The organism is Flavobacterium sp. N502540 (genome assembly GCF_025947365.1).
GTDB lineage: Bacteria > Bacteroidota > Bacteroidia > Flavobacteriales > Flavobacteriaceae > Flavobacterium.
The window spans coordinates 2312068-2338772 of record NZ_CP110012.1 but is presented as its reverse complement, the minus strand read 5'-3'; the positions used below and the strand labels follow the sequence as shown (position 1 = coordinate 2338772).

General features: G+C 34.6%; 28 protein-coding genes and 1 riboswitch. Of the genes, 15 read left to right on the top strand and 13 right to left on the bottom strand.

The window, feature by feature from the left end:
• The first annotated feature begins 150 nt into the window (after nucleotides 1-150).
• Entirely contained in the window at nucleotides 151-1299 is a 1149-nt protein-coding gene (locus tag OLM58_RS10185; protein WP_264532196.1) for a sensor histidine kinase, read from the top strand.
• Here OLM58_RS10185 and OLM58_RS10180 read toward each other — a convergent pair.
• From OLM58_RS10180 to greA, 3 genes are all read right to left on the bottom strand, one after another.
• Nucleotides 1296-2447, bottom strand: coding sequence for a transglutaminase domain-containing protein (locus OLM58_RS10180; protein ID WP_264532195.1), 1152 nt, complete (start codon nucleotides 2445-2447; stop codon nucleotides 1296-1298). The two genes, OLM58_RS10185 and OLM58_RS10180, sit on opposite strands and share 4 nt — an antisense overlap.
• A gap of 73 nt (nucleotides 2448-2520) precedes the next feature.
• Nucleotides 2521-2910, bottom strand: a complete 390-nt coding sequence (locus tag OLM58_RS10175) for an HIT family protein (protein WP_017497968.1) — start codon at nucleotides 2908-2910, stop codon at nucleotides 2521-2523.
• Nucleotides 2911-2975: 65 nt separating this feature from the next.
• On the bottom strand, nucleotides 2976-3452 hold the full coding sequence (gene greA / locus OLM58_RS10170) for a transcription elongation factor GreA (protein ID WP_017497969.1): 477 nt from the start codon (nucleotides 3450-3452) through the stop codon (nucleotides 2976-2978).
• Nucleotides 3453-3608: 156 nt separating this feature from the next.
• Here greA and OLM58_RS10165 point away from each other — a divergent pair, with 156 nt between their 5' ends.
• Entirely contained in the window at nucleotides 3609-4022 is a 414-nt protein-coding gene (locus tag OLM58_RS10165) for a Rieske (2Fe-2S) protein (RefSeq protein ID WP_264532194.1), read from the top strand.
• Between the two features lie 67 nt (nucleotides 4023-4089).
• On the opposite strand, the gene OLM58_RS10160 is transcribed toward OLM58_RS10165, so the two are convergent.
• The 5 genes from OLM58_RS10160 to OLM58_RS10140 all read right to left on the bottom strand — a co-directional run bounded on the left by OLM58_RS10160 (nucleotide 4090) and on the right by OLM58_RS10140 (nucleotide 10416).
• Entirely contained in the window at nucleotides 4090-6279 is a 2190-nt protein-coding gene (locus tag OLM58_RS10160; RefSeq protein ID WP_264532193.1) for a TonB-dependent receptor, read from the bottom strand.
• Nucleotides 6280-6360: 81 nt separating this feature from the next.
• Nucleotides 6361-6454, bottom strand: a riboswitch (TPP riboswitch).
• A gap of 97 nt (nucleotides 6455-6551) precedes the next feature.
• Nucleotides 6552-6956: an alternative ribosome rescue aminoacyl-tRNA hydrolase ArfB gene (arfB, locus tag OLM58_RS10155; protein WP_264532192.1), complete on the bottom strand. Its 405-nt coding sequence runs from the start codon at nucleotides 6954-6956 to the stop codon at nucleotides 6552-6554.
• Nucleotides 6956-9070 carry a DUF4301 family protein gene (locus OLM58_RS10150; protein ID WP_264532191.1) on the bottom strand — a complete coding sequence of 705 codons (2115 nt, stop codon included), beginning with the start codon at nucleotides 9068-9070 and terminating at the stop codon, nucleotides 6956-6958. Before OLM58_RS10150 ends, arfB begins: the two co-directional genes overlap by 1 nt.
• The gene (gene pnuC, locus OLM58_RS10145; protein ID WP_264532190.1) at nucleotides 9031-9654 is read right to left on the bottom strand and encodes a nicotinamide riboside transporter PnuC; all 624 of its coding nucleotides are present in this window, start codon (nucleotides 9652-9654) and stop codon (nucleotides 9031-9033) included. Before pnuC ends, OLM58_RS10150 begins: the two co-directional genes overlap by 40 nt.
• A gap of 33 nt (nucleotides 9655-9687) precedes the next feature.
• The gene (locus tag OLM58_RS10140) at nucleotides 9688-10416 is read right to left on the bottom strand and encodes a geranylgeranylglyceryl/heptaprenylglyceryl phosphate synthase (RefSeq protein ID WP_264532189.1); all 729 of its coding nucleotides are present in this window, start codon (nucleotides 10414-10416) and stop codon (nucleotides 9688-9690) included.
• An 81-nt stretch (nucleotides 10417-10497) separates the two neighbouring features.
• On the opposite strand from OLM58_RS10140, the gene OLM58_RS10135 reads away from it, so the two are divergent.
• The 3 genes from OLM58_RS10135 to OLM58_RS10125 all read left to right on the top strand — a co-directional run bounded on the left by OLM58_RS10135 (nucleotide 10498) and on the right by OLM58_RS10125 (nucleotide 11867).
• On the top strand, nucleotides 10498-11094 hold the full coding sequence (locus tag OLM58_RS10135) for a Crp/Fnr family transcriptional regulator (RefSeq protein WP_264532188.1): 597 nt from the start codon (nucleotides 10498-10500) through the stop codon (nucleotides 11092-11094).
• Between the two features lie 81 nt (nucleotides 11095-11175).
• On the top strand, nucleotides 11176-11463 hold the full coding sequence (locus OLM58_RS10130) for a hypothetical protein (protein WP_264532187.1): 288 nt from the start codon (nucleotides 11176-11178) through the stop codon (nucleotides 11461-11463).
• Nucleotides 11460-11867 carry a group III truncated hemoglobin gene (locus tag OLM58_RS10125; RefSeq protein WP_264532186.1) on the top strand — a complete coding sequence of 136 codons (408 nt, stop codon included), beginning with the start codon at nucleotides 11460-11462 and terminating at the stop codon, nucleotides 11865-11867. Before OLM58_RS10130 ends, OLM58_RS10125 begins: the two co-directional genes overlap by 4 nt.
• 171 nt (nucleotides 11868-12038) lie before the next feature.
• On the opposite strand, the gene OLM58_RS10120 is transcribed toward OLM58_RS10125, so the two are convergent.
• Nucleotides 12039-12689, bottom strand: coding sequence for a 4'-phosphopantetheinyl transferase family protein (locus OLM58_RS10120; RefSeq protein ID WP_264532185.1), 651 nt, complete (start codon nucleotides 12687-12689; stop codon nucleotides 12039-12041).
• Between the two features lie 320 nt (nucleotides 12690-13009).
• Between OLM58_RS10120 and ahcY the strand changes: the two genes are divergently transcribed.
• Entirely contained in the window at nucleotides 13010-14326 is a 1317-nt protein-coding gene (gene ahcY / locus OLM58_RS10115; protein ID WP_017497980.1) for an adenosylhomocysteinase, read from the top strand.
• Between the two features lie 227 nt (nucleotides 14327-14553).
• Entirely contained in the window at nucleotides 14554-16872 is a 2319-nt protein-coding gene (locus OLM58_RS10110; RefSeq protein WP_264532184.1) for a patatin-like phospholipase family protein, read from the top strand.
• Nucleotides 16873-16945: 73 nt separating this feature from the next.
• Here the strand turns inward: OLM58_RS10110 and OLM58_RS10105 are convergent, their stop codons facing one another.
• Entirely contained in the window at nucleotides 16946-18790 is a 1845-nt protein-coding gene (locus OLM58_RS10105) for a hypothetical protein (RefSeq protein ID WP_264532183.1), read from the bottom strand.
• A 94-nt stretch (nucleotides 18791-18884) separates the two neighbouring features.
• Here OLM58_RS10105 and OLM58_RS10100 point away from each other — a divergent pair, with 94 nt between their 5' ends.
• From OLM58_RS10100 to OLM58_RS10070, 7 genes are all read left to right on the top strand, one after another.
• On the top strand, nucleotides 18885-19964 hold the full coding sequence (locus OLM58_RS10100; RefSeq protein ID WP_264532182.1) for a hypothetical protein: 1080 nt from the start codon (nucleotides 18885-18887) through the stop codon (nucleotides 19962-19964).
• 41 nt (nucleotides 19965-20005) lie between these two features.
• A complete protein-coding gene (locus OLM58_RS10095) occupies nucleotides 20006-20338 on the top strand; it encodes a DMT family transporter (protein WP_264532181.1) in 333 nt (110 codons plus the stop codon).
• A gap of 75 nt (nucleotides 20339-20413) precedes the next feature.
• On the top strand, nucleotides 20414-20881 hold the full coding sequence (locus OLM58_RS10090; protein WP_264532180.1) for a GNAT family N-acetyltransferase: 468 nt from the start codon (nucleotides 20414-20416) through the stop codon (nucleotides 20879-20881).
• 155 nt (nucleotides 20882-21036) lie between these two features.
• Nucleotides 21037-21882, top strand: coding sequence for a methylated-DNA--[protein]-cysteine S-methyltransferase (locus OLM58_RS10085; RefSeq protein ID WP_264532179.1), 846 nt, complete (start codon nucleotides 21037-21039; stop codon nucleotides 21880-21882).
• A gap of 127 nt (nucleotides 21883-22009) precedes the next feature.
• Nucleotides 22010-22723, top strand: coding sequence for a 2OG-Fe(II) oxygenase (locus OLM58_RS10080; protein ID WP_264532178.1), 714 nt, complete (start codon nucleotides 22010-22012; stop codon nucleotides 22721-22723).
• A 315-nt stretch (nucleotides 22724-23038) separates the two neighbouring features.
• On the top strand, nucleotides 23039-23284 hold the full coding sequence (locus OLM58_RS10075; protein ID WP_264532177.1) for an Ada metal-binding domain-containing protein: 246 nt from the start codon (nucleotides 23039-23041) through the stop codon (nucleotides 23282-23284).
• Nucleotides 23271-23879 (top strand): alpha-ketoglutarate-dependent dioxygenase AlkB family protein, encoded by a 609-nt coding sequence (locus OLM58_RS10070; protein WP_264532176.1) that lies wholly within the window; start codon nucleotides 23271-23273, stop codon nucleotides 23877-23879. The genes OLM58_RS10075 and OLM58_RS10070 overlap by 14 nt, the downstream gene beginning before the upstream one ends.
• 94 nt (nucleotides 23880-23973) lie before the next feature.
• Here OLM58_RS10070 and OLM58_RS10065 read toward each other — a convergent pair whose 3' ends face one another.
• Both OLM58_RS10065 and OLM58_RS10060 read right to left on the bottom strand, forming a co-directional pair.
• Nucleotides 23974-24294 carry an MmcQ/YjbR family DNA-binding protein gene (locus tag OLM58_RS10065; RefSeq protein ID WP_264532175.1) on the bottom strand — a complete coding sequence of 107 codons (321 nt, stop codon included), beginning with the start codon at nucleotides 24292-24294 and terminating at the stop codon, nucleotides 23974-23976.
• 43 nt (nucleotides 24295-24337) lie between these two features.
• On the bottom strand, nucleotides 24338-25093 hold the full coding sequence (locus tag OLM58_RS10060; RefSeq protein WP_264532174.1) for an NUDIX hydrolase: 756 nt from the start codon (nucleotides 25091-25093) through the stop codon (nucleotides 24338-24340).
• Between the two features lie 305 nt (nucleotides 25094-25398).
• Between OLM58_RS10060 and OLM58_RS10055 the strand changes: the two genes are divergently transcribed.
• The gene (locus OLM58_RS10055) at nucleotides 25399-25656 is read left to right on the top strand and encodes a hypothetical protein (protein ID WP_264532173.1); all 258 of its coding nucleotides are present in this window, start codon (nucleotides 25399-25401) and stop codon (nucleotides 25654-25656) included.
• 104 nt (nucleotides 25657-25760) lie between these two features.
• Here the strand turns inward: OLM58_RS10055 and OLM58_RS10050 are convergent, their stop codons facing one another.
• The gene (locus OLM58_RS10050; RefSeq protein WP_264532172.1) at nucleotides 25761-26672 is read right to left on the bottom strand and encodes a type IX secretion system membrane protein PorP/SprF; all 912 of its coding nucleotides are present in this window, start codon (nucleotides 26670-26672) and stop codon (nucleotides 25761-25763) included.
• Between the last annotated feature and the right edge of the window lie 33 nt (nucleotides 26673-26705).

Here is a 26705-nt window from a genome sequence, read left to right as displayed (position 1 = left end):
TTAAAGGAATCTCATTTCCGTAGCTACAAAAATAGAAAAATCGTTTAATCCAAAGAAATAGTTTCAGACTTTAAAACAAAAAAATCTTTATCGTTACACAAAATATTAAATGTGTATATTTCGTTATATTTATACCACAAAAAAATATTTATGTCTTTTTCCGAGAGAAGAAATACAACCCGTTGGATCATTATTACCATTTCCTTTTTAATCATTTCCCTGATTCTCTGGAACACTTATACTTTTTTCCAAATCTTTAAAAACGAAGAACGCTTAAAGATGAATCTTTGGGCCAATGCACAAAAGACACTGGTCAATGCAGATGAAAATACAGATTTAGATTTACCGCTTGAAATCATCAACAATAATACCTCGGTTCCCGTTATGCTTACCATGTATGATAAGGTGATTAGTTCTGTGAATGTTCCGGAAGAAGTCCTGCAAAATGAAAAAAGCACCTTATCTTATCTCAAAAATCTGAAAAATGAGAATGAGCCTATCGTTATTGAATATGCGCCCGGAAAACATCAGGAATTGTATTATGGGAATTCGGCATTGATTAATAAACTGAAATATTATCCCATCGCCTTATTGCTGATTATCTTTTTGTTTGGAGCTTTGATTTATAATTTTTACAGAAGTACCAAAATGGCTACCCAAAATAAACTCTGGGCAGGAATGGCAAAAGAAACGGCGCATCAAATCGGAACACCTTTATCCTCTTTAATTGGCTGGGTAGAGATTTTAAAGACAGAAGAAATCGATTCGTCTATAACTTTTGAAATTGAAAAAGATATTGAACGTTTACAGACGATCACAGACCGTTTTTCTAAAATTGGGTCGGTTCCTGTTTTAGAGGAGAGAGATATTGTTACCGAAACTTTGAATACTTACCATTATTTACAATCCCGTTTTTCGAAGCAGGTTACTTTCTCTTATCAAGCACCTCAACAAAGTATACAGGCAATGATAAATCCAACACTGCACAGCTGGACTATTGAAAATTTAGTTAAAAATGCTATTGATGCGATGAAAGGAAAAGGAATGCTGGATCTTCAAATTGAAGAAGATACTCATCATGTAAAAATTAATGTAAAAGACTCCGGAACGGGAATTTCTAAAAAGCAGTTTAAAACTATTTTCGAACCCGGTTTTACGACCAAAAAACGCGGCTGGGGACTTGGACTTTCCTTAACCAAAAGGATCGTTGAAGAATATCATAACGGAAAGATAAAAGTTCTACAGTCTGAAATTGGAAAAGGAACTACATTTCAGATTTTACTAAATAAAAAAGTCTAATTTATAGGAACACCAAACCAGCTTACTTTTGTGAACATTGTTTTTCTAGCCAACTTTGATTTGCTCAAATACTTCTCAACAAACAAAAAATGCTCTTCAGATTGGGTAAGAGTCTGATTTATTCCATTTAACAAAGAGGTTACATTGGCTTGATTATTTTTAGAAATGACACCTATACTATCAATCAATTCCTTACTTTTTACAAGTTTATCCTTAGGCGAAGTAATCATTTTCCTTATTTCATCATCCGAAACTTTTGGTTTAAATTGATTATTTCTAAAAATAATAAATGTATTTAATTCGCTAACCCCTTCATTAAAGAGACTTACAATTCTATTCACTTTCAAAACTTCAACTTCACTCCTTTTATAAGCCAATCTATCAAAAATCATTGCATTTTTAACTCCATTTTTCTCCATTCGATCTGCCGAACTTATTAGTTTTTCAATCTCGGATAAAGAATTATATTTTTCAATTTCTCTTACATAATCAATTTTTACTTTCGATTTATTTACTGCAAAATTACCTTTATAAAACGCCTCATTTGTTATTGGGTAATCCAAAAACTGCCACAGATAATCAAAGGGCATATGTGATGTAATGATTTTTGATGGATCAGTTTTAAAATAATAATTATTTATTTTCTTAACGAATTTACCTTTCACAATAAATCCCGATCCCCAGGTTGGATCAAAAGCGTACCATTTCCCTTCTATTTTTGCTCCACACCAAGCATGAGATATATAGTCTGTAAAACCATTTTGCTTCGTATATCCTTCTACAACTACAGATTCAATCCCTACTTTATTTGCAATATCATTAAAAACCTCAGCATAATTAACACAAACTCCTTTTTTACTTATAAGTGTTTTATTTATTTTATCTTCTTTGCTTTCGTTAAAATTTACTGCAAACATATTTTCAACATCATAGCTAATAGTAGAAGCTGTCCAATAATAAACCGCTCTTATTTTATCATCATCTGTTTTAAAATTATCTTTTATATAATTTGCAATATCCTTGGTCGATTTAGTTGAACTAGCTTCAATTTTAGAAATTTGCTTATCTACAACTTCATAATTATTTTTAACTTGTCCTTTAGCTATGATCGAATAAAGTATGACCACTAAAACTATATATCTTTTCATGATTAAAATTTTTGCTTAAAAAAAAATCACAATTAAAATTGTGATTTCTTACTTAAAACTTAATATTTTTTATTTATAAATTAGCCTGAATATCTTTGGCCAAAACCTCAAATTCTTCTTTAGAAAGTGAAACTTTATTTTGAAAACGCATTTCATCCATTTCGTTTAACGGAATCAAGTGCACGTGTGCGTGAGGCACTTCAAGACCAACAACTGCCACTCCAACTCTTTTGCAAGGAACCGTTTTTTCGAGTGCTGCTGCAATTTTCTTAGAAAACTTCATTAATCCTAAATACAACTCCTCTTCCATATCAAAAATCTTGTCGATTTCTTGTTTCGGAATACAAAGTGTATGTCCTTTTGCATTTGGGTTTACATCTAAAAAAGCCAGATAATTATCATCCTCAGCAATTTTATAAGCAGGAATTTCTCCGTTTACTATTTTGGTAAATATTGATGGCATTGTTTCTTTGTTTATTGGATGAATTGTCTAATCGATTTTACGATTAAACAGTTAAACGTAAAAAATTAGTCTCTGGTAATTTCAAGAATTTCAAATTTCAAAACTCCGTTTGGAACTGTAATTTCAGCTACTTCTCCGACAGATTTTCCCAGTAACCCTTTTCCAATAGGAGACGTTACAGAGATTTTTCCTGTTTTTAAATCTGCTTCACTTTCAGCAACAAGCGTATATTTCATTTCCATTCCATTGCTTTGATTCTTAATTTTAACATTAGAAAGAACCAGTGCTTTCGAAACATCCAGTTGTGATTCGTCAATTAATCTTGCATTAGAATACACTTCTTCCAGTTTAGCAATTCTCATTTCTAATAAACCTTGTGCTTCTTTTGCTGCATCATACTCCGCATTTTCAGACAAATCTCCTTTATCTCTTGCTTCTGCTATATCTTGAGATGCCTTTGGACGCATTACACTTTTTAAATGCTCCAACTCATCTTTTAATTTTTTTAATCCTTCTGCTGTATAATAAGATACTTTACTCATAACTTCGTCGTTTATATAAATACAAAAAATCCCATCGGGACGGGATTTCTTAATTACAAATATACTATTATTTTTAATAGTACATAATTATATGTTAATCATATAGAATCCAAATGTAAATAATTTATTTTTGTTTCACTAATTCTTATTAAAATAATGAAAAAATTCTGGTACTTAATTGTCTTTGTCTCTGTGCTTTTCTCTTGCAGTGAAAATAGTAGACGCGACAAAAACCCTTACATTCCTAGTTATGCAGTTAACCTGTCTATTGATACCAATCTGCCTGCTTATTCCAATCTTAAATTTGTAAGTAATGGCGTGATTGTTCCAAATTACGGAGCAAAAGGGATTATCATTTTTAATACCGGAAGTGGTTATAATGCATTTGATGCCGCCTGTCCAAATCAGCCCGTAACTTCCTGCACCGCCATGACAATTGAAGGTATAAATGCGGTTTGTTCCTGCGACAAAACAGCCTATAGTTTATTTACCGGATTGGGAGGTAAAGATTATCCCTTAAAACAATATCGCGTAGAATTTACCGGAACGATCATTCACGTCTACAATTAAAAATAAAAAAAGCCTGAAAAAATAACTTTTCAGGCTTTTTAAATTTTACGTTTGACTTCTTACTTTTTTAGAATTTCAATGTCAATCCGGCTAAGAAATTAATTCCTGCCTGAGGATAGTAGTAAGGATAAACATCCCACATTGCTCCGTTTGAAACATATTTTTTATCCAGAAAATTGTTCACCAGACCAGTAATTAAGATCGACTTGAAAACTGATTTTGGTTTGATTTCGTAAGACACATTCAAATCATTTACGAAATAGTCCGCTAATTTTGCTGCGGGCAATTCAATATTGTTCATGTATTGTTCGCCTACGAATTTTTGCAATAACGAAATGTGTAAACTTTGAATCGGACTGTATACGATAATATTTCCGGCAATAACTGACGGTGAATAAGCGATATTGGTTGTTCCGTAATGCTCGCCTTCAACGGCCAAATCAATATTCTTATTACTACTTAAAGTAAAGTTTGGTCTCAGAATAAACTTTTCAGAAAGTTGTATTGTGGCATCAACTTCTAAACCTAAACGGTAGCTTTTCTCTGTGTTAGCACGAATTGGAGCTCCAACATCATCCAGTCTTCCGGTTAAAATTAACTGATCTTTGTAAGCCATATAATAGACATTCGAATTCAACTGAAATTTATCTGAATTGAATCTCCAGCCCAATTCAAAATCATTTAGTTTTTCAGGTTTTACATTTCCCCCTTCATAATCGGTTCTGTTAGGCTCACGATTGGCTCTTGCATATGAAAAATAAAGGGTGTTGTTTGAATTGATTGCGTAATTTAAACCTGCTTTCGGATTAAAGAAATTGAAGTTATCGTCTACTAATCCAGTGTCTTTTCCGTTGGCCTTGTACGTTACATTTCTGTATTGCAAATCACCATAAAAACTAAGTTTTTCTGTTAACTGATAATTGGCTTTTGCAAAGATATTTCCATCTGTTTTGGTTGAAAAATCATCATAGTAATGATCTCCCGGCAGCGCCTGAGAAGAATTTCTGGCCCAGATTACTTTACCAAAATGAGCTCCCTCATATTTATTCCAGCCACCACCTACGATTATGTCTAATTTCTCTTCTTTGTATTTTACCGAAAAAGTTGTGCCGTAAAAATCATTGTCTAACCATTTCTGACGAATTAAATCAGTTCCCGGAACTAATTCTCCAAGGTCATTTTCTACCATTTTAGTAGGCTGAATTGGCCCATAACCTTTAACTGGCTCATTATATTTGAAGTTTTCATAGTATCCTTGCCCTTTAGTATAATGAAGCGCTAAATTGCTGCTCCATTTATCAGAAATGGATTCACTCCAATGCAATTGATAATGGTTTTGTTTGTAATTATCGGTTTCATTATCGTAAAAATGAACATTTCCTGCTTCATCTTTATATTTTCCTGCTGAATTATAAGTACGGTCTGAATTTAGCTTTTCAGCATCAATTCCGTTCCAGGACTGGTATGTTCTTTCGGTCCCACCAAAAACCAGCGCCTTAATTAAAGTTGTTTTACCAATATAAGTCCCCTGAAGAAAATACGATTTTAAATCAGAACTTGCACGATCTACATATCCATCTGATTTAATGGTAGACAAACGCCCTGCCAGCTCAAAATGATCGTTCAGTAAACCTGTACTGAATTTTACAGTATTTTTATTTGAATTGAAACTTCCGTAAGAGCTTGAAATTTCTCCGGTCGCTTTCGTAGCATAATTATCCGTCAGCATATTCAAACTGGCTCCAAAAGCAGAGGAACCATTAGTAGATGTTCCAACACCTCTTTGCAATTGTAAACTCTCAACAGAAGAAGCAAAATCAGGCATATTTACCCAAAAAGTTCCCTGACTTTCAGCATCATTATAAGGAATTCCGTTAATCGTTACGTTTACTCTTGTAGCATCACTACCACGCACTCTGATCCCGGTGTAGCCTATTCCTCCTCCTGCATCAGAAGTAGTCACCACCGATGGCAGATAATTCATTAAAATTGGAATATCCTGTCCCAGATTTCTAAATTTAATATCCTTTTTATCAAGATTACTGAAACTTACCGGAGTTTTAGCAGTAACACGAACTGCTGAAACTAAAACATCATCCAGTTTATTAACTTTCGTAGAATCCTGGTCTTGCGCGAAAGAAAATTGAGAAAAGAAAATAGAAAAAAGAAATAAGAAAATAGATTTGGTTCTGGTCGACTTTTGAATCTTAGAACCTTTGTAACTTAGCACCTCAGCACCTTTAAAAATAGTTTTCATCCGTAAATAATTACGAGTAAAAGGGGGAATTATTCTTTTTGTTAAATTAATAAATGTTTCACGACAAAGTATAGTGTATTCGCTAAAATTGTCGTCTTTCCCTTAGCGACATTACTCGCTCAGGTTCTTTGGGTATGATCTCAGCTCGTTATTTAGAGCACCCCTTTGAGACAGTGCAAATGTAATGTTAAAAAATCCAATTTTCAAATTCCAAATTCCAATTTTTGACAACGAAATCTAAAGGCTATAATTGGAATTTAAAGAGTTGGTATTTAATCTAAATTAGGTTTCTTTCTGGATTGTTTTATTTCCGAAACGTTCTTTTTATCCTTAATACGCTTTTTAATTACCGATTTAGGAACTTTAGTGGCTTTACGAACTTTAGGAACATACAGCCCTTTTTTAATTACCTCTAAAAAACGTTTTATAACAATATCTTTGTTTTTAAGCTGACTTCTGTCTTCATCACAATTTAAAATCAATATATTTTCTGTGGTTAAACGGGTTGCTATATTCTTTTGTAAAAGCAGTTTTTCTTCTTCAGACAGTGCCTGAGATACATTCAAATCAAAAGTCAACACCACTTTTGATGACACTTTGTTTACGTTTTGTCCGCCCGCACCACTGCTTCGTACGGCTTTAAAACTTAACTCTGATATGATTTTTTCGATATCCATTATTGTGGCTGATGTGCAGCTTTTAATAAATCGTTTACTGTTTTCACCGGATTAAAGGTGATTAATGGTACTGCCACAAAAATAGTAAGCCAATTGGCCATTGCCCCGTTCCAGAGTCCCGGAAGCTCGTAACTCTTTACTAGTTTGCCATCCACACTTTTCTCGACGATAAAACCCGTTTTTTGATCTACAAATTGTAATAAATCAAACTTTTCATTTTTATAATTTTTGATTCCGCAAACTAAATCCACAGGATTAAAATGAGTTGCTGAAGCCAAGATTTCCTGTTGTCTTTTATTTGTCAGATCGATTTGCGAAGCCTCTACAATCTGCAATGAAACTGATCCTTTTGGACTCATTACCCAGAATGGGCCACCTCCGGGTTCTCCTTCATTTTTCACCATTCCGCAAACACGAATTGGCCTGTTTAATAAGCTCTTTATCTTACTGATTTTATTTTCGAAAGTAAACTTACTATAGTCACTATTCAACTCAACATTAAGCTTTTTTGATAAAAAGACAACGATTTCTTCAAGATCTTCCTCTCGTATCTCTTCTTTTTCAATGGCATTTAAATAGCCAAAAACTTGTTGCTGTATTTTAATCAAAATCCCTGCTAATGCTTTTTTATACAATGCAATCTGATCCATATGATTTTGAATTACATTGTCAATATTTTTGACAAAAATAACATCCGCATCGAGTTCATTTAAATTCTCAATTAACGCACCATGCCCGCCGGGTCTAAAAACTAATTTATTATTCTTATCCCGAATTGGACTATTTTTAGCATCTACACAAATCGAATCGGTACTTTTACTTTGATAGGAATAAGAGATATTTATTTTAACCTCTGAATCCACTTCAACTTTTTCTTTAAGAACCTCAACTTCATGTTCAAACAAATTCTGATGGGCTTCTGAAACGGTAAAATGCAAATTCGAAATCTGATTCGAAGAAGCATAGTGAACACATTCGTTCAAATGTTCTTCAATTGGATTTGCAATATGTCTTTTGTATTGGTGAAAAGGTAAAACTGCCTTTGGCTTATTTGCAAAATCAAAGTGATCGACAGACAACAATGTTTTTATAAAATAATAATTTTTATGATCACGGTCAAGCCTTTCAAAATCCGGATAGATTTCTTTTAACTTTTTATCAACTTCTTTAAAAAACGCAAATTTCTCCATAGCCACTATAAAAATAGATAGCTCTTTGTCATTTTTACGGTTGATATAAGCATTGATAGTTTCTTTCTGCATGTCAAAATCGTTCAGAAAAGCGCTTAAAAATTTAAACATTCTGCTGGCTGCACCCGAAGCCGGAACAAACTTTTTCAATTTGACTTCTGATTTTTGAAGATCAAAAAAGGCCGCTTTCTCTTCAAATTCTACTTCTGACAAACTTAATATACCATTTGAAATTGTAGCCGGACCAACTAAATTAGATTTTGATATTCCGTTTTTAAAAATTTGCAGCTGTTGTAAAATCTTCTCAAAAGAAATTCCATGTTCGTATATCTGAACAAAATCTTCAGATGAGATACCATGCTGTTTTGCGTCAGCTAATTGCTCTATGATCGCTATTGCTTTAGTCAAACGACTTTCTTTATCTCCGGAAAGGGTAATAAAAGGTTTTTTAGTATCAATAAGAGTCTGTTTAAAAACTGAAAAGACTGTTTCACGACCTTTAGGAGTATCTCTAATATCATCTTTTTCCCAGGGAACATCAATATCAGTCAGAAAAAACAAATCGTATTCATGCTCTAATGCTGCTTCGTTTAAAAGCGGGTCACAAAATCCATAATACATTTCAGAGAAAACCTTTGTCACCATTAAATTGGTATCACAAAACAGGTACTTTCCGGACAAAGCCAGCTTTTGATTTTCAAGAGCTACTTGCCCAAATGCGATAGGCATCATATCATCGGCTACACAAATGTGCTGGTTCTCTTCCCATTTTTCCTGCAAATAATCGCGTGCGAACTCAGGAACCCATTCGGTTTCATAATATTCTGCAAGTTGTTTTGCCAAGGTAGTTTTTCCTGTACTTTCAGGACCAAATAAGGCAATTTTTATGATAGCTGTTTTTTGCTGTCTAAGATTTTTCTCCATTCTAAATAAGCTGAAATAGCCAAAATTGTAAAAATTAAATACTGAAGTGATAACATCCCTAAACCGCGATAGGCATAAAGGGGCACCACAATAATATCACCAATGATCCAAAGCGTCCAGTTCTCAATCTTTTTCTTCGCCATGTACCACATTCCTGCAAAAAATATTCCAGATGAAATCATATCGACATAATTGTCGTTTCTAATTTCGTAATCAAAGTATTTATAAATGCCGAAAACTACAAAAACAGTTATGAAAAACAATAGTATTCCAATTATTTTTTCATTACTATTCGTTCGTGTTATAGGCAGATTGTCCTCAACCGTTCCTCCTTTGGCCCATACATACCACCCATATATACTCATAATCGAAAAATATCCATTGATAATCATATCTCCGATATAACCTGCAACATACAACAGATAAACTGATATAACGGTGGCAATCAAACCGGTTGGATAAACCCAGATATTTTCTTTTTTCGCAAACCACACACTCAAAATCCCACAGATAAAAACTAAAAACTCCAGGGCAATATGCCATAACGGAGTGTTTTTATAACTGTCCAGAAAAAAATCAATCATAATGGAGTAGGTTAATTTGGATTGGAATTTTATTTATGATTCAAAAAAATGACTGTCATTTTCAAAAGCGGTTCCGATAACCACTAAATCAGCACCGGCATTATAAGCCTTTTGAATTCCATGCAAATCTACAATTCCTCCACCAACAATTATAGGAATCTCAACATTTTGAGCAATTAGCTGTATCATTTCTAACGGAACTGCTTTTTTTGCACCGCTCCCCGCCTCCAGATAAATCAATTGGTTTCCTAACATTTCCCCCGCCTGCGCTGTTGCCAGCACCAGATCAAAGTTATCCCTGTCAAGAGGTTTCGTTTTACTTACACGTGCTACAGCTGTTTCATTGCCGCTTTCAATCAAAATATAACCTGTCGAAATAACTTCCAGATTTGTCTTTTTTAAAATTGGAGCTGCCTGAACCTGATACTCTATCAAATAATCCGGGTTTCGGCCCGATAATAAAGATAAGAACAAAATTGCGTCTGCCTGAGGTGAAATCTGAGAAGGGTCACCCGGAAATATAACAACGGGTAAATTTGTATCTTGTTTTAATTTTGAAATTAAATCTTCTAAAATTGTTGCCTGTACAATACTTCCTCCTACAAAAATATGTGTTGCGGGAGATTGATTTATTTTAAACAATAAATGATCTAAATTTTCCCAAACAATCTTATCGGGATCTAACAGAATAGCCAGTAATTTTTGCCCATTCCTTTTAGCTTCCAAAATTTCTTGCCGTATAGTGAGTAATTTTTGTCTCATAATGGGCGTAAAAGTAAAAGTTTTTTGATGTAGAAGAACTATTTTGAATGAATTATATTTGTGTTATAGTTAAACAAAATTATGATTGCAATTGATCTGTTGGAAAAATATGGCGCTCTGAAAAAGTCTTTCGACAAAAATGAAATTATTTTTGAAGAAAACAAGCTGCCAGCATACTATTGTCAGATTGTTTCCGGAGAAGTAAAAATGAGTAATTATAACGATGACGGACGTGAATTTATTCAGGGTATTTTTTACAAAGAACAGCCTTTTGGAGAACCTCCTTTATTTTTAAATCAAAAATATCCGGCAAATGCCATTGCTGTTGAAGATTCGGAAATTTTTCTTCTTGACAGAAATAGTTTCATGAAACTGCTGGGGGAAAATCCGGACATCAGTCTTAAAATAATCGAAAATCTGGCGCAGCGACTGTATTACAAATCGGTTATGGCGGCAGAGATGTCTACTCAGGAGCCGGAGCATCGTATTTTAAAATTAATCGATCACGGAATTGTCTATTTCAATTTTAAAAAAGACGCAAATGGATATCTCATCAATTTTACAAGACAACAGATTGGAGACCTAACGGGTTTACGTGTTGAAACGGTCATCAGAACGATAAAAACTCTGGAGAAAAAAGGTCTTTTAAAAATTATAAACAGAAAAGTATACCGATAAAATAGTTCCGTTTATATGATTTAAATCATAAAACGCAACCCTATAGTGCCTGTACCTTTGTAGTATAAAAATCTCAATATCATGACACTATATCAAACAACATTCGAAAATTTCAATAAAAACTACATGGGTTCAGCTGCAATGGCTGTAATTGGTCAAAGCTGTTTAGGTGGTGCTGCGGCCATGTACGTTCTGGCTAACGGAACCTCAATACCACAAATGATCCAACTTGCCATTATTGTTTTGGCTTGTGTTTTTGCAAACACATCTATATTGGCACAGATGAAGCACAAAACGGTTTTTAATTTTATTATTGCAAGTGCACTTTTAAGTGTGTTTTTTATTCTTTTAAATAGTTTTATTCTATGAGAAAACAAATAGAGAATCGAGAAGATGTCAAATTTTTAGTCCATCAGTTTTACGCTAAAATAAGAGCCGATGCAGAAATCGGCTTTTATTTTAACTCTATGATCAAAGATTGGGATGCGCATTTAGAGAAGCTAACCGATTTTTGGGAAACTAACTTATTTGCCGTAAGAAAATACAATGGTAATCCGCTTGCCGTACACAACGAGGTCGATTCGCGTTTTGAAGGAAGAATCACCTCTAATGAGTTTGGAATCTGGCTGAATTATTGGTTTCAGACTTTAGAAGAACATTTTGAAGGTGAAAATGCCGAGACGCTAAAACGACGCGCGCGTAAAATGGGAACTTTTTTGTTTCTGAGTATGTTTGAAAATCGAAAAAAAATAGCGGAAGCTAGTGCTGAATAAATTGCTTTTTGTTATTTCGAGAAAAAAAAATCACAACAGAAACTCCGCTAAGTAAGTCGCCAAGCTTTGTGGACTTCCATGTGTGATTTGCTTCGCCTGTTTGATTTCTCCCTGCGGTCGAAATGATAAAATTGGAGTCAAACCTTGGAATTTGGAGTTTTTATTAAGTCTTTATCTCTCAAAAGCATAAACCAAGGTAAAATTCTGCCCTGAAGTATTCGATTTAATTTCTTTGTAATGCACCTCAAAATCCACTGCCAGTTCATTAAAATCAAGGCTTGCCTTCGTTTGGCTTTTATCTAACGAAAACGCATTTACGCTGATATGATCTTTAAAACTGATTCCTTTTTCGTTTCTGATTTTAAAGATTGCTTCTTTGGCTCCCCAGATTACCGTCAGTTCCCTGATGTAGTCCGGTGTGTTTTGGGTATTCAAATAGGTATTTTCGGTTTCTACAAATTTGTCGGCGATGCGAAGAATCTTTTCGCGTTGCAACTCCATATCAATTCCTACTGTTTTATCACTAATTATAATAGCTGCAAAATCATATGAATGTGTGATGGAGATATGATTTTCGCAATTGAAATATGGCTTCCCAAATTCGTCGTAATGCAAATCCTGATCTGTAAAACCCATTTCCTGAATCAGCATGCGAACGCTCAAAAAGGCACGCTGATGCATTTGCGATTTCATTCCGTTCAACCTTAACTGTGTTTTCTCTTTTAAAACTATATTGCTCACTAACTCCTCAAAAGATTCTGTTATGTGCCAAACTAAGATTTTAGTCGTTTCGTTGAATTGTATGGTTTCAAATAAAGGCATTCTTTTTTAATTATGAGTTTTTAGTTATGAGTTGTTTTCCTGATTTGAAAACGAAATTTCTTATTTAACGTCTCGTCTTTTAGCCCTGATGGGAACGGCATCCTTTTGCAGTCTCGTTTTTTTTACGAGACTGCAAAAGATATAGTGTACAGCAGGATTAGCTTCTTATTTCGACTACACTCCATATAACCACCGCAGTAATCAACTAATATTCTAAAGATTAAGAAATTAAACATTTCACAATTCTGACAGAAAGTAGTCTAAATTAAAAACCTATTCCGTAAATTTGCAAAAATTTTACAATTACAAATATACTATAAATGAGTACTACAACTACGCCTTTTGTGGCTTTCAAAGTAAAAGACATCTCTCTAGCGGCTTGGGGAAGAAAAGAAATTGAATTGGCTGAAGCTGAAATGCCAGGTTTAATGGCGCTTCGTGCTGAATATAAAGACGAACAACCTTTAAAAGGTGCTCGTATTGCTGGATGTTTACACATGACGATTCAAACTGCTGTTTTGATCGAAACTTTAATTGCTCTTGGTGCTGAAGTTACCTGGTCTTCTTGTAACATTTTCTCCACTCAGGATCAGGCTGCTGCTGCTATTGCTGCTGCAGGAATTCAGGTTTATGCCTGGAAAGGTCTTGATGAGCAATCATTTGACTGGTGTATTGAGCAAACTTTATTCTTTGGTGAAGACAGAAAACCATTGAACATGATCCTTGATGATGGTGGAGATTTAACTAACATGGTTATTGACCGTTTCCCTGAATTGGTTCCTGGAATTAAAGGATTATCTGAAGAAACTACTACTGGTGTTCACAGACTTTACGAAAGAGTAAAAGCCGGAACTTTACCAATGCCTGCAATTAACATTAACGACTCTGTTACTAAATCTAAATTTGACAATAAATACGGTTGTAAAGAATCTGCAGTGGATGCTGTTCGTCGTGCAACTGACTTAATGTTGGCTGGAAAAAGAGTTGTAGTTTGTGGATATGGTGACGTTGGAAAAGGAACTGCTGCTTCTTTCAGAGGTGCCGGATCTATTGTAACTGTTACTGAAATTGACCCAATTTGTGCTTTACAAGCTGCAATGGACGGTTATGAAGTTAAAAAATTAAACACTGTAATTGCTAATGCTGACATCATCATTACTACTACAGGAAATAAAGATATCGTTCTTGGAGAGCACTTCGAGCAAATGAAAGATAAAACTGTTGTTTGTAACATCGGACACTTCGATAACGAAATCGATATGGCTTGGTTGAACAAAAACCACGGTGCTTCTAAAATCGAAATCAAACCACAAGTTGACAAATATACTATCGCAGGAAAAGATATCATCATCCTGGCTGAAGGTCGTTTGGTAAACCTTGGTTGTGCTACAGGTCACCCAAGTTTTGTAATGAGTAACTCATTTACCAACCAGACTTTGGCTCAAATCGAATTATGGAACAACAGCGCTGCTTACAACAATGACGTTTATATGTTACCAAAACATTTAGATGAAAAAGTAGCTGCTTTACACTTAGCTAAATTAGGAGTTGAACTTGAAGTTCTTCGCGAAGATCAGGCTGCTTATATTGGTGTTGAAGTTCAAGGTCCATTCAAACCGGAATACTACAGATATTAATATTTTAGATTGCAGATTTCTGATTTTTAGATTTCTTCAATTGCATATTAAAACCCGACAGATTTTAAAAATCTGTCGGGTTTTGTTTTTAATAGGTTTTCATAAATAAAGGACAGATCTATTTCTAAGAAAAAAAAATCTGTCAAAAAAAGTTTTTTTCAGAATAACTTTTTAATTTTAAGAATTCAAATAAGCCACTACTTCTCAACTACAAAAACAAAGCACTCTTGAAAAAAACATCTTGTTTATTCGTCTTCTTGTTTTTATTAGGTCTTCCGCACATCCTTTTTTCTCAGGAAAAAAAACCTAAAGTTGTTTTAGTATTAAGTGGTGGCGGAGCAAAGGGAATTGCACATATTCCGCTGTTACAAAAACTGGATTCTCTACACATTGTACCTGATCTTATTGTTGGAAATAGTATGGGGAGTATTATTGGCGGACTATATGCTATGGGATATTCCGGTGATAGTATCGAAAAAATCACTAAAAATATTTATTGGAATAAACTCCTTGGCGGAGGCCAATCCTTGCAATCTGTAAGTGCAGAAGAAAAAAGAGAATTCCAAAGATACTTGGTCGGAATAGGGATTAAAGATGGAAAACTCAATAGCGTTGGTTCTCTTTTAAATGATCAAAATCTAAGAGAATCTCTTTCTGAATTAACTTTTCCTGTATATAATATCAGAGATTTTGACAGTCTCCCTATCCCCTTTAGAGCTATGGCTACCGACTTAGGAGAAGGGAAAGAAGTTATTTTAAGCAAAGGCAATTTAGCTTATGCCATGCGGGCCAGTATGTCTTTGCCTGCTATTTTCAAACCAATGCCTTATGAAAAAACCTTATTAGTAGACGGAGGTGTATTAAACAATTTCCCTACTGATGTTGCCAAACAAATGGGTGCCGACATTATTATTGGCAGCGATGTAGGTGGAGGAATGCAGCCTATGGGCAAATTAAACAATATTATGACGGTATTGATGCAGACCAGTATGTTTCCGAGTAATCTTAAAAACCCTGCAAACCGTGATCTGTGTACCATATTAGTTGACCACATGCCCAACCTGCGTTTCTCAACAGCTGATTTTGCAGCCAGTAACGAAATCTATAAAGACGGTAAAATAGCCGCAAATCAAAATCTTCCGGCTCTAATTGCTTTATCGGAAAAATTAAAGGGATTTCCGCAACGAATTCACAAATTGCCCTACATGCCTAAAGAATTTGTTCTTGACACTATAGTTTATAAAAAAATAAGCCCGGAAAATCTTCCTTTAGTAGTTGGAAGAGCAAATCTTAAAACCCATGTAAAATACACCTCCAAAGATTTAATTGCTGGTATAAACAGGGCTATGGGCACCAATCTTTTTGATGAGATTACCTATAGTCATTTTGTCAAAGACGGCGACAAATCCGGAATTACATTATTTGGATTTGAGCGTGCCAAAAATCAGCTAAATACCTCCGTACATTATGACACTTATAGAGGTGTTGGTGTTATTTTTAACTACACCGCCAGAAACGTCCTTGCCGATGCTTCCCGACTTTTGGTTACTGCCGATATAGCAGAACAACCAAAAGGCAGAATCAATTTTCAGAAAAATTTTGGAGGACGCAGAGAATGGTGGTGGGGTACGGAACTTTACGGAGCTTTCCTAACACAGGAAATTTACCTTAATGGCAAAGCCTCAGATAATATCCTTTATAATACATTTGAATTTAACAATGAGGTAAACAGAAATTTAAATTCGCTGAAAAGCTATTTTGGTTTTGGTTTAAACTATCACTACACCTACTTCAAACCAAAATATGACCGGGAATACAATCCGAACGCAGTTTCACTAAACAACTACAGCTCTAATAATATCGAATTCAACATGCATTATTCCTATAATGATATGGATAAAGTTTTCTTTGCTACAAACGGAACCATTATAAAATCAAATATAACGCGATCACTCCTTAGCAATGTCAACGCCTCCATTTCCGCCCCAGATGTCCTGCATCTTTCCGGCTCAACAAATAATTATACGAAATTTGGTTTAAGCTTTGAAAAGAGGTTGCCCTTAAAAAAGAAAATCACAGGAATCGTAGGATTTGATGCTTGTTTTATTTTTCAGGATCAGCTCAAAAACAATCAAATTTCGTTTTTCGATTTTGGTTATGCAACAAGATATTTTCTTGGTGGTATTATCCCAAGTTCCGGCAGTAATCGCTTTTCATTCCCGGGTCTGCATGAAGACGAACTCAATGTTACACAATATATGGGGCTTAAACTCGCCTCGCAAATAAATCTTACCGGAAAAATCTATCTGACCCCTCATGTTAATATTGCCTCTGTAGGTTTTGACAGTTTTGGCAATTTCATCGACCAGGCATTTAAGCCAAAAGGAAATTGGGATCATAATTTCGAAACCAGCCTTGTATTATCCGGAGGAGCAGCCATTTCCTATCAGTCTATTTTAGGCCCAATTCATTTTGATACTTCCTGGATCAATAATATCGACAAAGTCAGACTGTTTTTCAGCGTCGGATTGTCGCTTAATCCATAGGAAAATTAAAAAAATATCTTTTATACCCGACAGGTTTTAAAAACCTGTCGGGTATAGTTTTTAGCACTACTTACTATTCATAGACAAATATTCTCTCAACAAAATTTGCCTCTTGTTTTTCTGAACTTAGTCCTCCCTCAAAAAACATTTCGGTCCAGTTTTTTTGATTGTCTATTTTAAGATACTGCCATCTTGTATCCAACTCAATTTTACCATTCCTGCCCAATTGTGAATCTTTACTTGATTGTTCAATTTTTCTATTATTAACATCGTATTTACTAAAAACCACCAATTCATCTAAATAGCCGGAATCTTCTTTGTTAAATTTCGAATGTTCTTCTATCAGATTTCCTCTTTCATCATATACGAATACTTCTTCAGATTCTGTAATTTGAGTTTCTCCTCCCTGATAATCATAAGAAAAGTTTGTTTTTATAACTTGATTTTTATCGTATTTATATTTCACCAAACTTCTTAAAGTATCATTATCCGAAAAATAATTTTTCTCTTCTACTATTTTTTTGTCGGGTCCGTAACTATAAATCGTTCTTCCACTCACCTTTTCATCATCGTCATAACTTATAGATTCTGTCTTTTGCTTCAAATTATTATACTTGTTCTCCGGATAATCCGATTTTTCAGGGAACATATCATCTTTTACAAATTCTCCGTTTGCATTCTTTTTATAAGTGGTATAATTTTGCATTTTACCTTTTACATACTTGCCGTTCTTTTTTGTTGCATAGTAAAAGTTCTCTGTGTATTCTTTAATATCTCCGAATAGCTTCTCATCCCAATTTGCAGATAATTGTGGAGCATTATAATCTTCTGCCCTCATTTTTTTTGACTCTGGCTCTTTCAGATTCGGAATCATCTCAAAAGACCTGTCTATACCATAAACAGGCTCATAAAGAACGAAATCATTTTTTATTGGCGCAATAGTCTGAATAAAGAGGTAATTCTTTTTTTCATTTATTATATCCTCTATCGTAAATATTTTTTTAAATTCTTCAAAACTCATTTTAGGATTAGCCTTAAAAACCTCAAAAACACGTTTACTTATATTACCTCTTATATCACCAAAACCAGCTCTTTCATCATTGATTTTTTTATTTTTCTTCTTTAATTCTGCCATTTCCTTGTCACTGTAGCTAACCAATACATTGCCATGCGCATCATAATTCACCATGCGCATCTTATTTTCCTGATCGCTATTCGGATCGACAGCCTCAATCAAAATCACATTGTTTATAACCTCTACTAACTTGTACTCCTTATTATTCAGCTTAAACGTACTTCCTATGTTTTTTTGAGAAAGCTTTACCTGAGAATAATCCGTAATGAATTTAATATTGTAAACTACACTTCCTTTAATTTCAGAAAGTTCATTATTGTTTTTAAAATTTATGGCATTGTTGATCTGATCCTGCTTCCGCAACGTCGTAAAATTCAAATTAACCTCTTTTCCGTTCTTGTATTTGTACAAAACCTCTATTCCAAAAGAAGTCCCACCGACATGCTGAATTTCAATCAACTCTTTTTTCGAATTAAACAGTTTGCTTGTTACGGGGTGAAAATCGACAATAGTAGTTTCATCATTTTCTTTAAAATAGGAAGGAAAACGGGAATTAAACAACAAATCGTATCCATAAGTAGATTTCTCCAATTTCAACACTCCTCGAGAAATAATTGTATCTATAGAAGAATTTATCACCTCAGCAGATTGAATTGCTTTCTTCTGAATTTCATCCATTTTTCTATTTACTTTTTTAAACGGAAAGTCAGGAGTCTTAAAAATTTCTTTATTTATGTTATAAGTCATTTCATAAATCATGTCTTTCTCTTCTTTACTTGGTTGTTTTTTTTGAGAAAACACGGAAAGGCTAAAGCCCATCAAAATCAATACAATTCTATTCATCTATTTTTTCTCGAAAAGTACTGCTTTTCCTCCCAAATATCCAAGGTCTATTTTTAGAAAATGTTATTCTTATCTTTACTGGAAATTTGCCTTTATGAAACGATTTCTAGTTTTTTGCCTGTACTTCTTTACTAATTGTGTTATACTCGCACAAAAAAAAGACCTCTGGATTTCATTTTGGGATAAAGACACCACACATATTGGATTTAAAGACATAAACGGAACTATCAAAATAACACCAAAGTTTATGGGATTCACTACTGCCCGTAAATTTGACAAAATTATTGCCGTAACCGAAGAAACTGGTAAAAACTGGAAGAGCTATTATCTGACCAAATCCGGTAAAGTAGTGGGACGTGACAGCCTCTATATTTTTGATAACGGCCCGGATTGTGAAAATGAAGGTTACATCAGATTTACGGACCGAAAAACAGATAAAACCGGAATGTTTAATAGTCAAGGCAAAATTGCAATTCCTGCTGATTATAATGTTTTATCAAAAGTTCAAAACGGAATGATTACAGCACTAAAAGACGCTGTAAAAAAGCAGGACGGTGAACATTTTTTCTGGACGGGTGGAAAAAGGTACCTGATAGACCTTAACAACAAAATCTTAATTGAGGATTTCAAAGACAATACTGATCTTAACTTTTATTCGTTACAAAAATCAAAAGTCCTTAATAAAGAAGAAATAAGAGAGAATTTTGCCGGCGTTGATGGTGAATATTATTCTTTTATTAATTACGATAAGGAATTTAAATTGTGGTTAAAAAACAATTTGCTTTCTGATTTATCCAAAGAAAATTTAATGAAGATCTCCTTTAATAAAATCACTTACTGGAAAGAACCAAATGGATGGAAAAGCGAATCAAAGACAAAATTTATTGAAGAAAATTATGCTCTGTTAAAATTAAAACTTCAGCAACTTAAAGCTTCCGGAACGGATTATTTTATTTCGTCTGATGGGCTGAATCCTTTTATTTTTGAAACGAGTGAATATAATGCGTACTTTAATAACTGTAATGAACCTGAAGAATGGAGGTACCCGGTCAAAAACATTATTATTAATTCAAAAAATAAAGCCGATTTTAAACAGGATCATTTTGAATTTCTTCGAACCGAAAAGGGTTACAAGCTCATTAGTGTTTCCGTCGCAAAAGACGATCTCAAATAAAGTTCTTCTTTTAATAAAACTATCTTTGTAAAAAACGTGATATGAAAAACTTTTTCTTTTTAGGCATTGCTATAATCTTTGAAATCATTGCTACTTCGGCCCTAAAAAAATCTGAAGAATTTACCCGACTAATCCCAAGTATTATTACCATTTTGGGGTATTTTGCCGCTTTCTATTTTTTAAGTTTTGCCATCAGAACCATTCCGGTCGGAATTGCTTATGCCATCTGGTCGGGAGTTGGGATTGTACTGATCACGATTATTGGCGCTGTTTTCTTCAAACAAATCCCTGATGTACCAGCGATAATTGGATTAACATTGATTATGGCAGGTGTTATTGTCATTAATGTTTTTTCTAAAACTACCACGCATTAAGGTATTTTAAATCAATCATTGATACTATCAAATGATATTATAAAAACACTCCTTACACTATAAATCAGAAATTTAATGAATTTCAAAAAAGCAACAATTTCAGACTTAGCGGAAATGCAGCAATTGTACACCGAAACCATACAATCGGTCTGTAAAAACGATTATGATCCAAAGCAAATTGAAGTCTGGATTTCGGGTGTGCAAAATACCGAACGTTGGTTAGACGTTATTCAAACACAATTTGTTTTACTGGCTATCATAGCAACTAAAACGGTTGGTTTTGGAACCTTGAAGAACGGAAATTATATTGATTTCTTTTATATCCACAAAGACTATCAAAAACAGGGAATCGCCCATAAGCTTTTAACCGAATTAGAACTTGAAGCCAAAAGACAACATTCAAAAATCATAACATCAGACATCAGTATTACGGCCAGACCTTTTTTTGAAAAAAGCGGTTTTGTTGTAAAAGCCGAGCAGATAAACATTCGGTCCGGTGTTGAGTTGATTAATTACAAAATGGAGAAAGAATTGCAGCTGTAATTGTTTCAGGTTTCAGGTTTCAGGTTTCAAGTTTCAGGTTTCAAATTTTAGCAGAACATGAAACCTGAAACTTGAAACAAACTATTACTTCCGCAAGTTTCGGATTTTATGCCCGCAAAAACGTGTCGATATTTGCCTTATAAAATGAAACGAAGATGAACACACAGGAAAACATTAATTATAATCGAATTGCTGAAGCGATTGATTATATCAAAGCCAATTTTAAAGCGCAGCCCAATCTTGATGAAGTTGCCGAAAAAGTGCATTTAAGTCCTTTTCACTTTCAGCGTTTGTTTACCGAATGGGCAGGCACAAGTCCGAAGAAGTTTTTACAATATATTAGCGTCGAACACGCCAAGAAAATACTTCAGGAAGACCGTCAGGCTACTTTATTTGATGCCGCTTTTGATACCGGTCTTTCGGGAACCAGCCGTTTGCATGACTTGTTTGTAAACATCGAAGGAATGACGCCTGCCGAGTATAAAAATGGGGGAAAGAACTTAGAAATTAACTTCAGTTTTGCCGAAAGTCCGTTTGGAAATATCATTGTGGCTTCAACACCTAAAGGAGTTTGTTTTATGGCTTTTGCCGAAAACGAAGAAAAGGGCTTTGAAGACTTAAAACATAAATTCCCTAACGCCACATTTTGCCGAAAACTGGACTTAATACAACAAAATGCACTGTTTATTTTTCAAAATGACTGGAGCAAATTAGCCGAAATTAAACTGCATTTAAAAGGTACCGATTTTCAATTGAAAGTTTGGGAAACTCTTTTAAAAATCCCAATGGGACAACTTTCTACTTATGGTTCAATCGCACAGCAAATTGAGAAGCCCAATGCTTCCCGTGCTGTTGGTACCGCGATCGGAAGTAACCCTGTAGCTTTTTTAATTCCCTGTCACCGTGTAATTCAATCCACCGGAACCTTTGGTGGATACATGTGGGGAAACACCCGTAAAACGGCCATTATTGGGTGGGAAGGCGCACAGATAAATCCATAATTTTCTGTCACAAATTCACGAATTATTTTTTTTAAATCTTTGCCGGCAGAATTGCTATAATTCGTGAATTACTTCTCCCGTTCGCTATCGCTCGGTCCATGGCAAAAAACCTCAACTTAAAATCATTATGCAAAATATACAATCAAAAATTGCTTCCCTTCATTGGGACAGCATCACCGAATCTATGCACGAAAACGGATTTGCCGTTATTCCAAATCTGTTAGACAACCAACAATGTGAAGCTCTAAAAGCCGATTATTCAACGCCTGAATTATACCGAAAAACGGTGGTCATGGAACGCTACCGCTTTGGTTTAGGGGAATACAAATACTTCGCTTATCCCTTACCCGATCTGATTCAGAACATTCGTACTTCTATTTATCCTAAACTCGCTCCTATCGCAAACGCCTGGATGAAAGCACTTAATATTCAGACCGTTTTTCCGGATACGCATCAGGAATTACTGGAACAATGCCATGCCAATCATCAATTAAAAGCAACTGTTCTGATTTTAAAATATGGTAAAAGCGGTTTCAATACACTGCATCAGGATTTGTATGGAGATGTTTATTTTCCAATTCAAATCGTTCTCTTCCTGAACGAACCCGATGAAGATTTTACAGGTGGAGAATTTGTACTGACACAGCAAACACCTCGGGCGCAATCCAAAGCTATTGTGCTGAAACCTAAAAAAGGAGACGTTTTAGTTTTTACCACCAATTTCAGACCCGTAAAAGGTACAAAAGGATATTATCGGGTCAATATGAAACATGGTGTAAGCGAAATACATTCGGGCGAACGGCACACCTTGGGGATTATTTTTCATGATGCATTATCTTGAGGTTCTAAGGTACTGAGGTACTAAGGTTCTAAGCCTTTGCAACTTAAAAACTGATATCTTAACAATCAATGCGTTACAATTCCAGATTCAGATTTACAAAAAAACACAAAGTCATTTATCTTGAGGTTCTAAAGTGCTAAGATTCTAAGGTTCAAAGTTCCAAAGGTACAGAGGCTCAAAGTCCTTGAATCTAAATAACTTTGAATCTCTAAGCTTTCAAAAAAACAACTCAATATTTTAAATTAAGAAGGCAAAGATTCAGAGGCAAAAAAACTTTGAACCTTTGCCTCTCTGAACCTTTTTAACTTAAAAAAAATGCTTCTACACTCAAAAATTTCCGATTCGGATTTACGAAGTAAAATTAAAAATGAAGAAATTTGCTTTGGTGGAAACCGAAAACTAAAAATCTACGGAACGCTAAAATGCAAATCCGGGAAAAGAATGAAACGCGAAAACAGGGTTTTCTTTTCAACCGGGAACGAAGCCAAAGAAAACAATTTTCGGCCTTGCGGACATTGCATGAAAACTGAATATCAAAACTGGAAAAATGGACTTATTTAATCCGCATACAGACGAAACAACGAATCTGCTTCCTAAAGACGGAACGGTTAATTATTACGGAAAGTTGTTTTCGAGGGAAGACTCCAATCATTATCTGGAGGTTCTTTTAAATACCATTGAATGGAAAAATGATGAAGCTGTTATCTTTGGTAAATTGATTTTAACCAAACGAAAAGTGGCGTGGTATGGCGATTCAGGTTTTGAATATACGTATTCCAATACAACCAAAAAAGCGCTTGCGTGGACTCCGGAATTACTGGAACTAAAAGCGGTGATAGAAGAAAAAACGGGAGAGACATTTAATTCCTGTTTGCTCAATTTATATCATTCCGGTGAGGAAGGAATGGCCTGGCACAGTGATGCAGAAAAAGATTTAAAAAAGAACGGTGCCATTGCCTCCGTTAGCTTTGGCGCTGAACGAAAATTTGCCTTCAAACACAAGGAAACCAAAGAAACTGTTTCTTTAATTTTAGAACACGGAAGTTTACTGGTTATGAAAGATGCTACCCAAACGAATTGGCTGCATCGTTTACCTCCCACAAAAACGACTTCAAAACCCAGAGTAAATCTGACGTTCAGAACTATCGTAACTTAACAGCACATTCTTACTTCTTACTTCTTACTTCTTACTTCTTACTTCTTACTTCTTACTTCTTACTTCTTACTTCTTACTTCTTACTTCTTACTTTTCACTTTTTTTTAAAGGCTACATTTTGATAAGAAAGAATCAAAGCATCTTCAAACATTTCTGGTCTTACTTTTGAAAGCTCCACAACCGTCCAGCCCTGTTTGCCCCACTTATTGGGAACCGGATAAAAAATCAATTCACTTGAAGCGCAAAAAACGGACTGATCGATTTCGTTCAATTTTAAAACGGCTGTATTGTTCTTTTCATCAAAAGTGGCGAATATTTTTTTGTTAATACGGAAAGAAGTTTCCGCAAAATGAGGTTCTTCTGTGGCGTCCGGAAATGACAACGCAAGGGTTCTAAATGTTTCTATTGCAATCATATTTACCTCGTCTTTTAAGATCTTACTTTTTAAAACCTGTTTTTCACCATCCCTGATTCAGTCCGTTTTTTAGGACCTCTTTGTATTTATCAGTATCAAAAGTATATAAGTTTGGGGCTTTGTGTGCCACATTGTTTTTCTTTTCGTCCAGTTTGTTCAGAATTCCGATATTGGTGATTTTACGCAGAAAGTTTCGTCTGTCTAATTTTCGGTCCAAAATCGTTTCATACAGCTTTTGCAGCTGTGGAATTGTAAATTTTTCGGGCAACAAATTGTAACCCACCGGCATTAAATTCAACTCGATCCTAAGAGTATTCAGGGCTCTATCCAGAATTTCTCTATGATCCAGGATAAGCTCGGGAACTTCTTTGTGATCGATCCATTCTATAATTTCCTGACTGTTTTCTTTTTGCGGAACTGCTTTTAAAAAATCAATTAAGGCATAATATCCAATGGTTATAAAACGCTGAGTGAACCATTTTCCATCTTCTCTGGAAATATTATAGTGATCCAGTACGGCATTCCCAAAATCCAGATCGTTTCGTTTGACGCGGCCAAAAGTGGCAAACTGTCTTAAAAAAATACCCTGCATTCCGGTACGTTCCTTTAAAACGGTTACGGCTGCAGTGTCAATATCTTCCTCAATGGGTATAAATCCTCCGGGTAAAGACCATTTTTCATCAAATGGAGTTTTAATGAGTAAAACTTTTAGCTGATTGTCATGAAATCCAAAAATGACACAGTCAATTGAAAGTCCGGGCTGGTAGTTTTCGCTATTTTCTATTATCTTTTTTGGCATTTAACGTTTCTTAAATCAGCATGCTGTCCTTTAATATACCTGCAATTTAATGCATTTTTATAAATCAGGAACATTTTTACAAAAATGAGCTTCTGTTTCAATAAGAATTCTTCCAGAAAAACTCCCGGTATAACTATCACAATTTTTACTTAAAATGAAAATCGAATTAAAAAAACAATTACATTGCGTCATAATAACACATTCAAAAAACGATTTGTGGTTTTTACAACAAAAACACACTGTAAATCAGTATACTATTTACAATTTTTAATCCAACATGAATGTAGAAATTTAATGCCGGAGATATGATTACCAATCCGTTAAAAGGCATAAACAAAAAAATCAGAAATAAAATCTGGACTTCGTTCGGATTTGTTTCTAAGACTTATCTTCTTGAAGCTTCTTTAAAATATAGTGAAGAGCAGGAAAGAATCTTCAACGAAATGATTGTTGAAACGGAATCCAAAGATAAAAAAGCAAAAAGCGAAGCTTATGACAAGGCGTTATATGCTTCTTACAAAGGAATTGGTGTAATGGATTTTATCAACACTGTTTTAAAATAATTCTTAGTCAGACATTGCTCCAAAAAAATCACAGCTTACATTATTGTTCTATTTTGTTATAAAAACCAGAGGGCCTTCGCCATCTGGTTTCTATCTTTATTAATTTAGAAGAATCTGGGTGACATTAATCCCTTATTATTACTATTATTGAACAATTCGAATCGCAGGAATATCTCATGTGAACCTGAATTGTAATTCCGCAATGCAGTGGTGTCAAAATCGTATGCATATCCTAAGAATAGACCTTCTGTAATCTGAAACCCAGCCAGAGCACTTACTGCAGCATTTGATCGATAACCAGCTCCAAATACAAATTTCTCGTTGTACATGAAGTTTGCCGAAAGGTCTATCTGCAAGGAGGATCCTGTGCTCATTTTGGTAAGTACTGCAGGTTTGAATTTAATTGAAGGAGACAAATCAAATACGTAACCGCCTATCAAATAGTAACATATTTTATTCTTGAAAATGGATATATTATTATCGTTGTATCGATTATTTTCGATAAAATTAGGGATCGACAAACCAATGTAAGCCTTATCGGAATACCAATATAACCCGACTCCCATATTGGGCGTAAACACACTTTTTAAATTTTGAAACTGTAGATCTCCCTGTAGTTCAGGACTTAGTTTATTCTGGTCCAAACTGAACAAATTGCCTGTTCCCCTAATCCCAAAAGAAAGATTAAAGGAGGCCGATGTGGGTATTGTGTAAGATAAATCGACAGATAATATACTCTCATCTGTTGGCCCTATTTTATCGTTTACCAACGACCCCCCTATTCCCAACTTACTATCGTTCAGCGGCGTATGCAAAGAAAAACTACCTGTTTTTGGAGCTCCTTCGAGTCCAACCCATTGGGTACGGTACAAGCCGAAGATACTCATTGTCCCTTTTGAGCCTGCGTAAGCAGGGTTTATAATAAGAGTATTGTACATATATTGTGTAAACTGTGAATCTTGCTGTGCAAATCCAATTGTGGAATAAATTATAAAAAATAAAAATAATTTTCTCATATCCTTTCTTTTAAGAAAGGCTCAGTTTTTGTT

Excerpts from the sequence above, each read along its gene's own strand:
- OLM58_RS10120 (WP_264532185.1), bottom strand. The coding sequence starts at position 12,689 with ATGCCTTTATTTGAAACCATACAATTCAACGAAACGACTAAAATCTTA.
- OLM58_RS10165 (WP_264532194.1), top strand. The coding sequence starts at position 3,609 with ATGAAAAAATTCTGGTACTTAATTGTCTTTGTCTCTGTGCTTTTCTCT.
- OLM58_RS10070 (WP_264532176.1), top strand. The coding sequence starts at position 23,271 with ATGGACTTATTTAATCCGCATACAGACGAAACAACGAATCTGCTTCCT.
- OLM58_RS10085 (WP_264532179.1), top strand. The coding sequence starts at position 21,037 with ATGAACACACAGGAAAACATTAATTATAATCGAATTGCTGAAGCGATT.
- OLM58_RS10090 (WP_264532180.1), top strand. The coding sequence starts at position 20,414 with ATGAATTTCAAAAAAGCAACAATTTCAGACTTAGCGGAAATGCAGCAA.
- OLM58_RS10060 (WP_264532174.1), bottom strand. The coding sequence starts at position 25,093 with ATGCCAAAAAAGATAATAGAAAATAGCGAAAACTACCAGCCCGGACTT.
- OLM58_RS10150 (WP_264532191.1), bottom strand. The coding sequence starts at position 9,070 with ATGGAGAAAAATCTTAGACAGCAAAAAACAGCTATCATAAAAATTGCC.
- OLM58_RS10130 (WP_264532187.1), top strand. The coding sequence starts at position 11,176 with ATGACACTATATCAAACAACATTCGAAAATTTCAATAAAAACTACATG.
- OLM58_RS10080 (WP_264532178.1), top strand. The coding sequence starts at position 22,010 with ATGCAAAATATACAATCAAAAATTGCTTCCCTTCATTGGGACAGCATC.
- arfB (WP_264532192.1), bottom strand. The coding sequence starts at position 6,956 with ATGGATATCGAAAAAATCATATCAGAGTTAAGTTTTAAAGCCGTACGA.
- OLM58_RS10075 (WP_264532177.1), top strand. The coding sequence starts at position 23,039 with ATGCTTCTACACTCAAAAATTTCCGATTCGGATTTACGAAGTAAAATT.
- OLM58_RS10065 (WP_264532175.1), bottom strand. The coding sequence starts at position 24,294 with ATGATTGCAATAGAAACATTTAGAACCCTTGCGTTGTCATTTCCGGAC.
- OLM58_RS10095 (WP_264532181.1), top strand. The coding sequence starts at position 20,006 with ATGAAAAACTTTTTCTTTTTAGGCATTGCTATAATCTTTGAAATCATT.
- OLM58_RS10180 (WP_264532195.1), bottom strand. The coding sequence starts at position 2,447 with ATGAAAAGATATATAGTTTTAGTGGTCATACTTTATTCGATCATAGCT.
- greA (WP_017497969.1), bottom strand. The coding sequence starts at position 3,452 with ATGAGTAAAGTATCTTATTATACAGCAGAAGGATTAAAAAAATTAAAA.
- OLM58_RS10055 (WP_264532173.1), top strand. The coding sequence starts at position 25,399 with ATGATTACCAATCCGTTAAAAGGCATAAACAAAAAAATCAGAAATAAA.
- OLM58_RS10185 (WP_264532196.1), top strand. The coding sequence starts at position 151 with ATGTCTTTTTCCGAGAGAAGAAATACAACCCGTTGGATCATTATTACC.
- OLM58_RS10050 (WP_264532172.1), bottom strand. The coding sequence starts at position 26,672 with ATGAGAAAATTATTTTTATTTTTTATAATTTATTCCACAATTGGATTT.
- OLM58_RS10135 (WP_264532188.1), top strand. The coding sequence starts at position 10,498 with ATGATTGCAATTGATCTGTTGGAAAAATATGGCGCTCTGAAAAAGTCT.
- ahcY (WP_017497980.1), top strand. The coding sequence starts at position 13,010 with ATGAGTACTACAACTACGCCTTTTGTGGCTTTCAAAGTAAAAGACATC.
- OLM58_RS10105 (WP_264532183.1), bottom strand. The coding sequence starts at position 18,790 with ATGAATAGAATTGTATTGATTTTGATGGGCTTTAGCCTTTCCGTGTTT.
- pnuC (WP_264532190.1), bottom strand. The coding sequence starts at position 9,654 with ATGATTGATTTTTTTCTGGACAGTTATAAAAACACTCCGTTATGGCAT.
- OLM58_RS10100 (WP_264532182.1), top strand. The coding sequence starts at position 18,885 with ATGAAACGATTTCTAGTTTTTTGCCTGTACTTCTTTACTAATTGTGTT.
- OLM58_RS10175 (WP_017497968.1), bottom strand. The coding sequence starts at position 2,910 with ATGCCATCAATATTTACCAAAATAGTAAACGGAGAAATTCCTGCTTAT.
- OLM58_RS10125 (WP_264532186.1), top strand. The coding sequence starts at position 11,460 with ATGAGAAAACAAATAGAGAATCGAGAAGATGTCAAATTTTTAGTCCAT.
- OLM58_RS10140 (WP_264532189.1), bottom strand. The coding sequence starts at position 10,416 with ATGAGACAAAAATTACTCACTATACGGCAAGAAATTTTGGAAGCTAAA.
- OLM58_RS10160 (WP_264532193.1), bottom strand. The coding sequence starts at position 6,279 with ATGAAAACTATTTTTAAAGGTGCTGAGGTGCTAAGTTACAAAGGTTCT.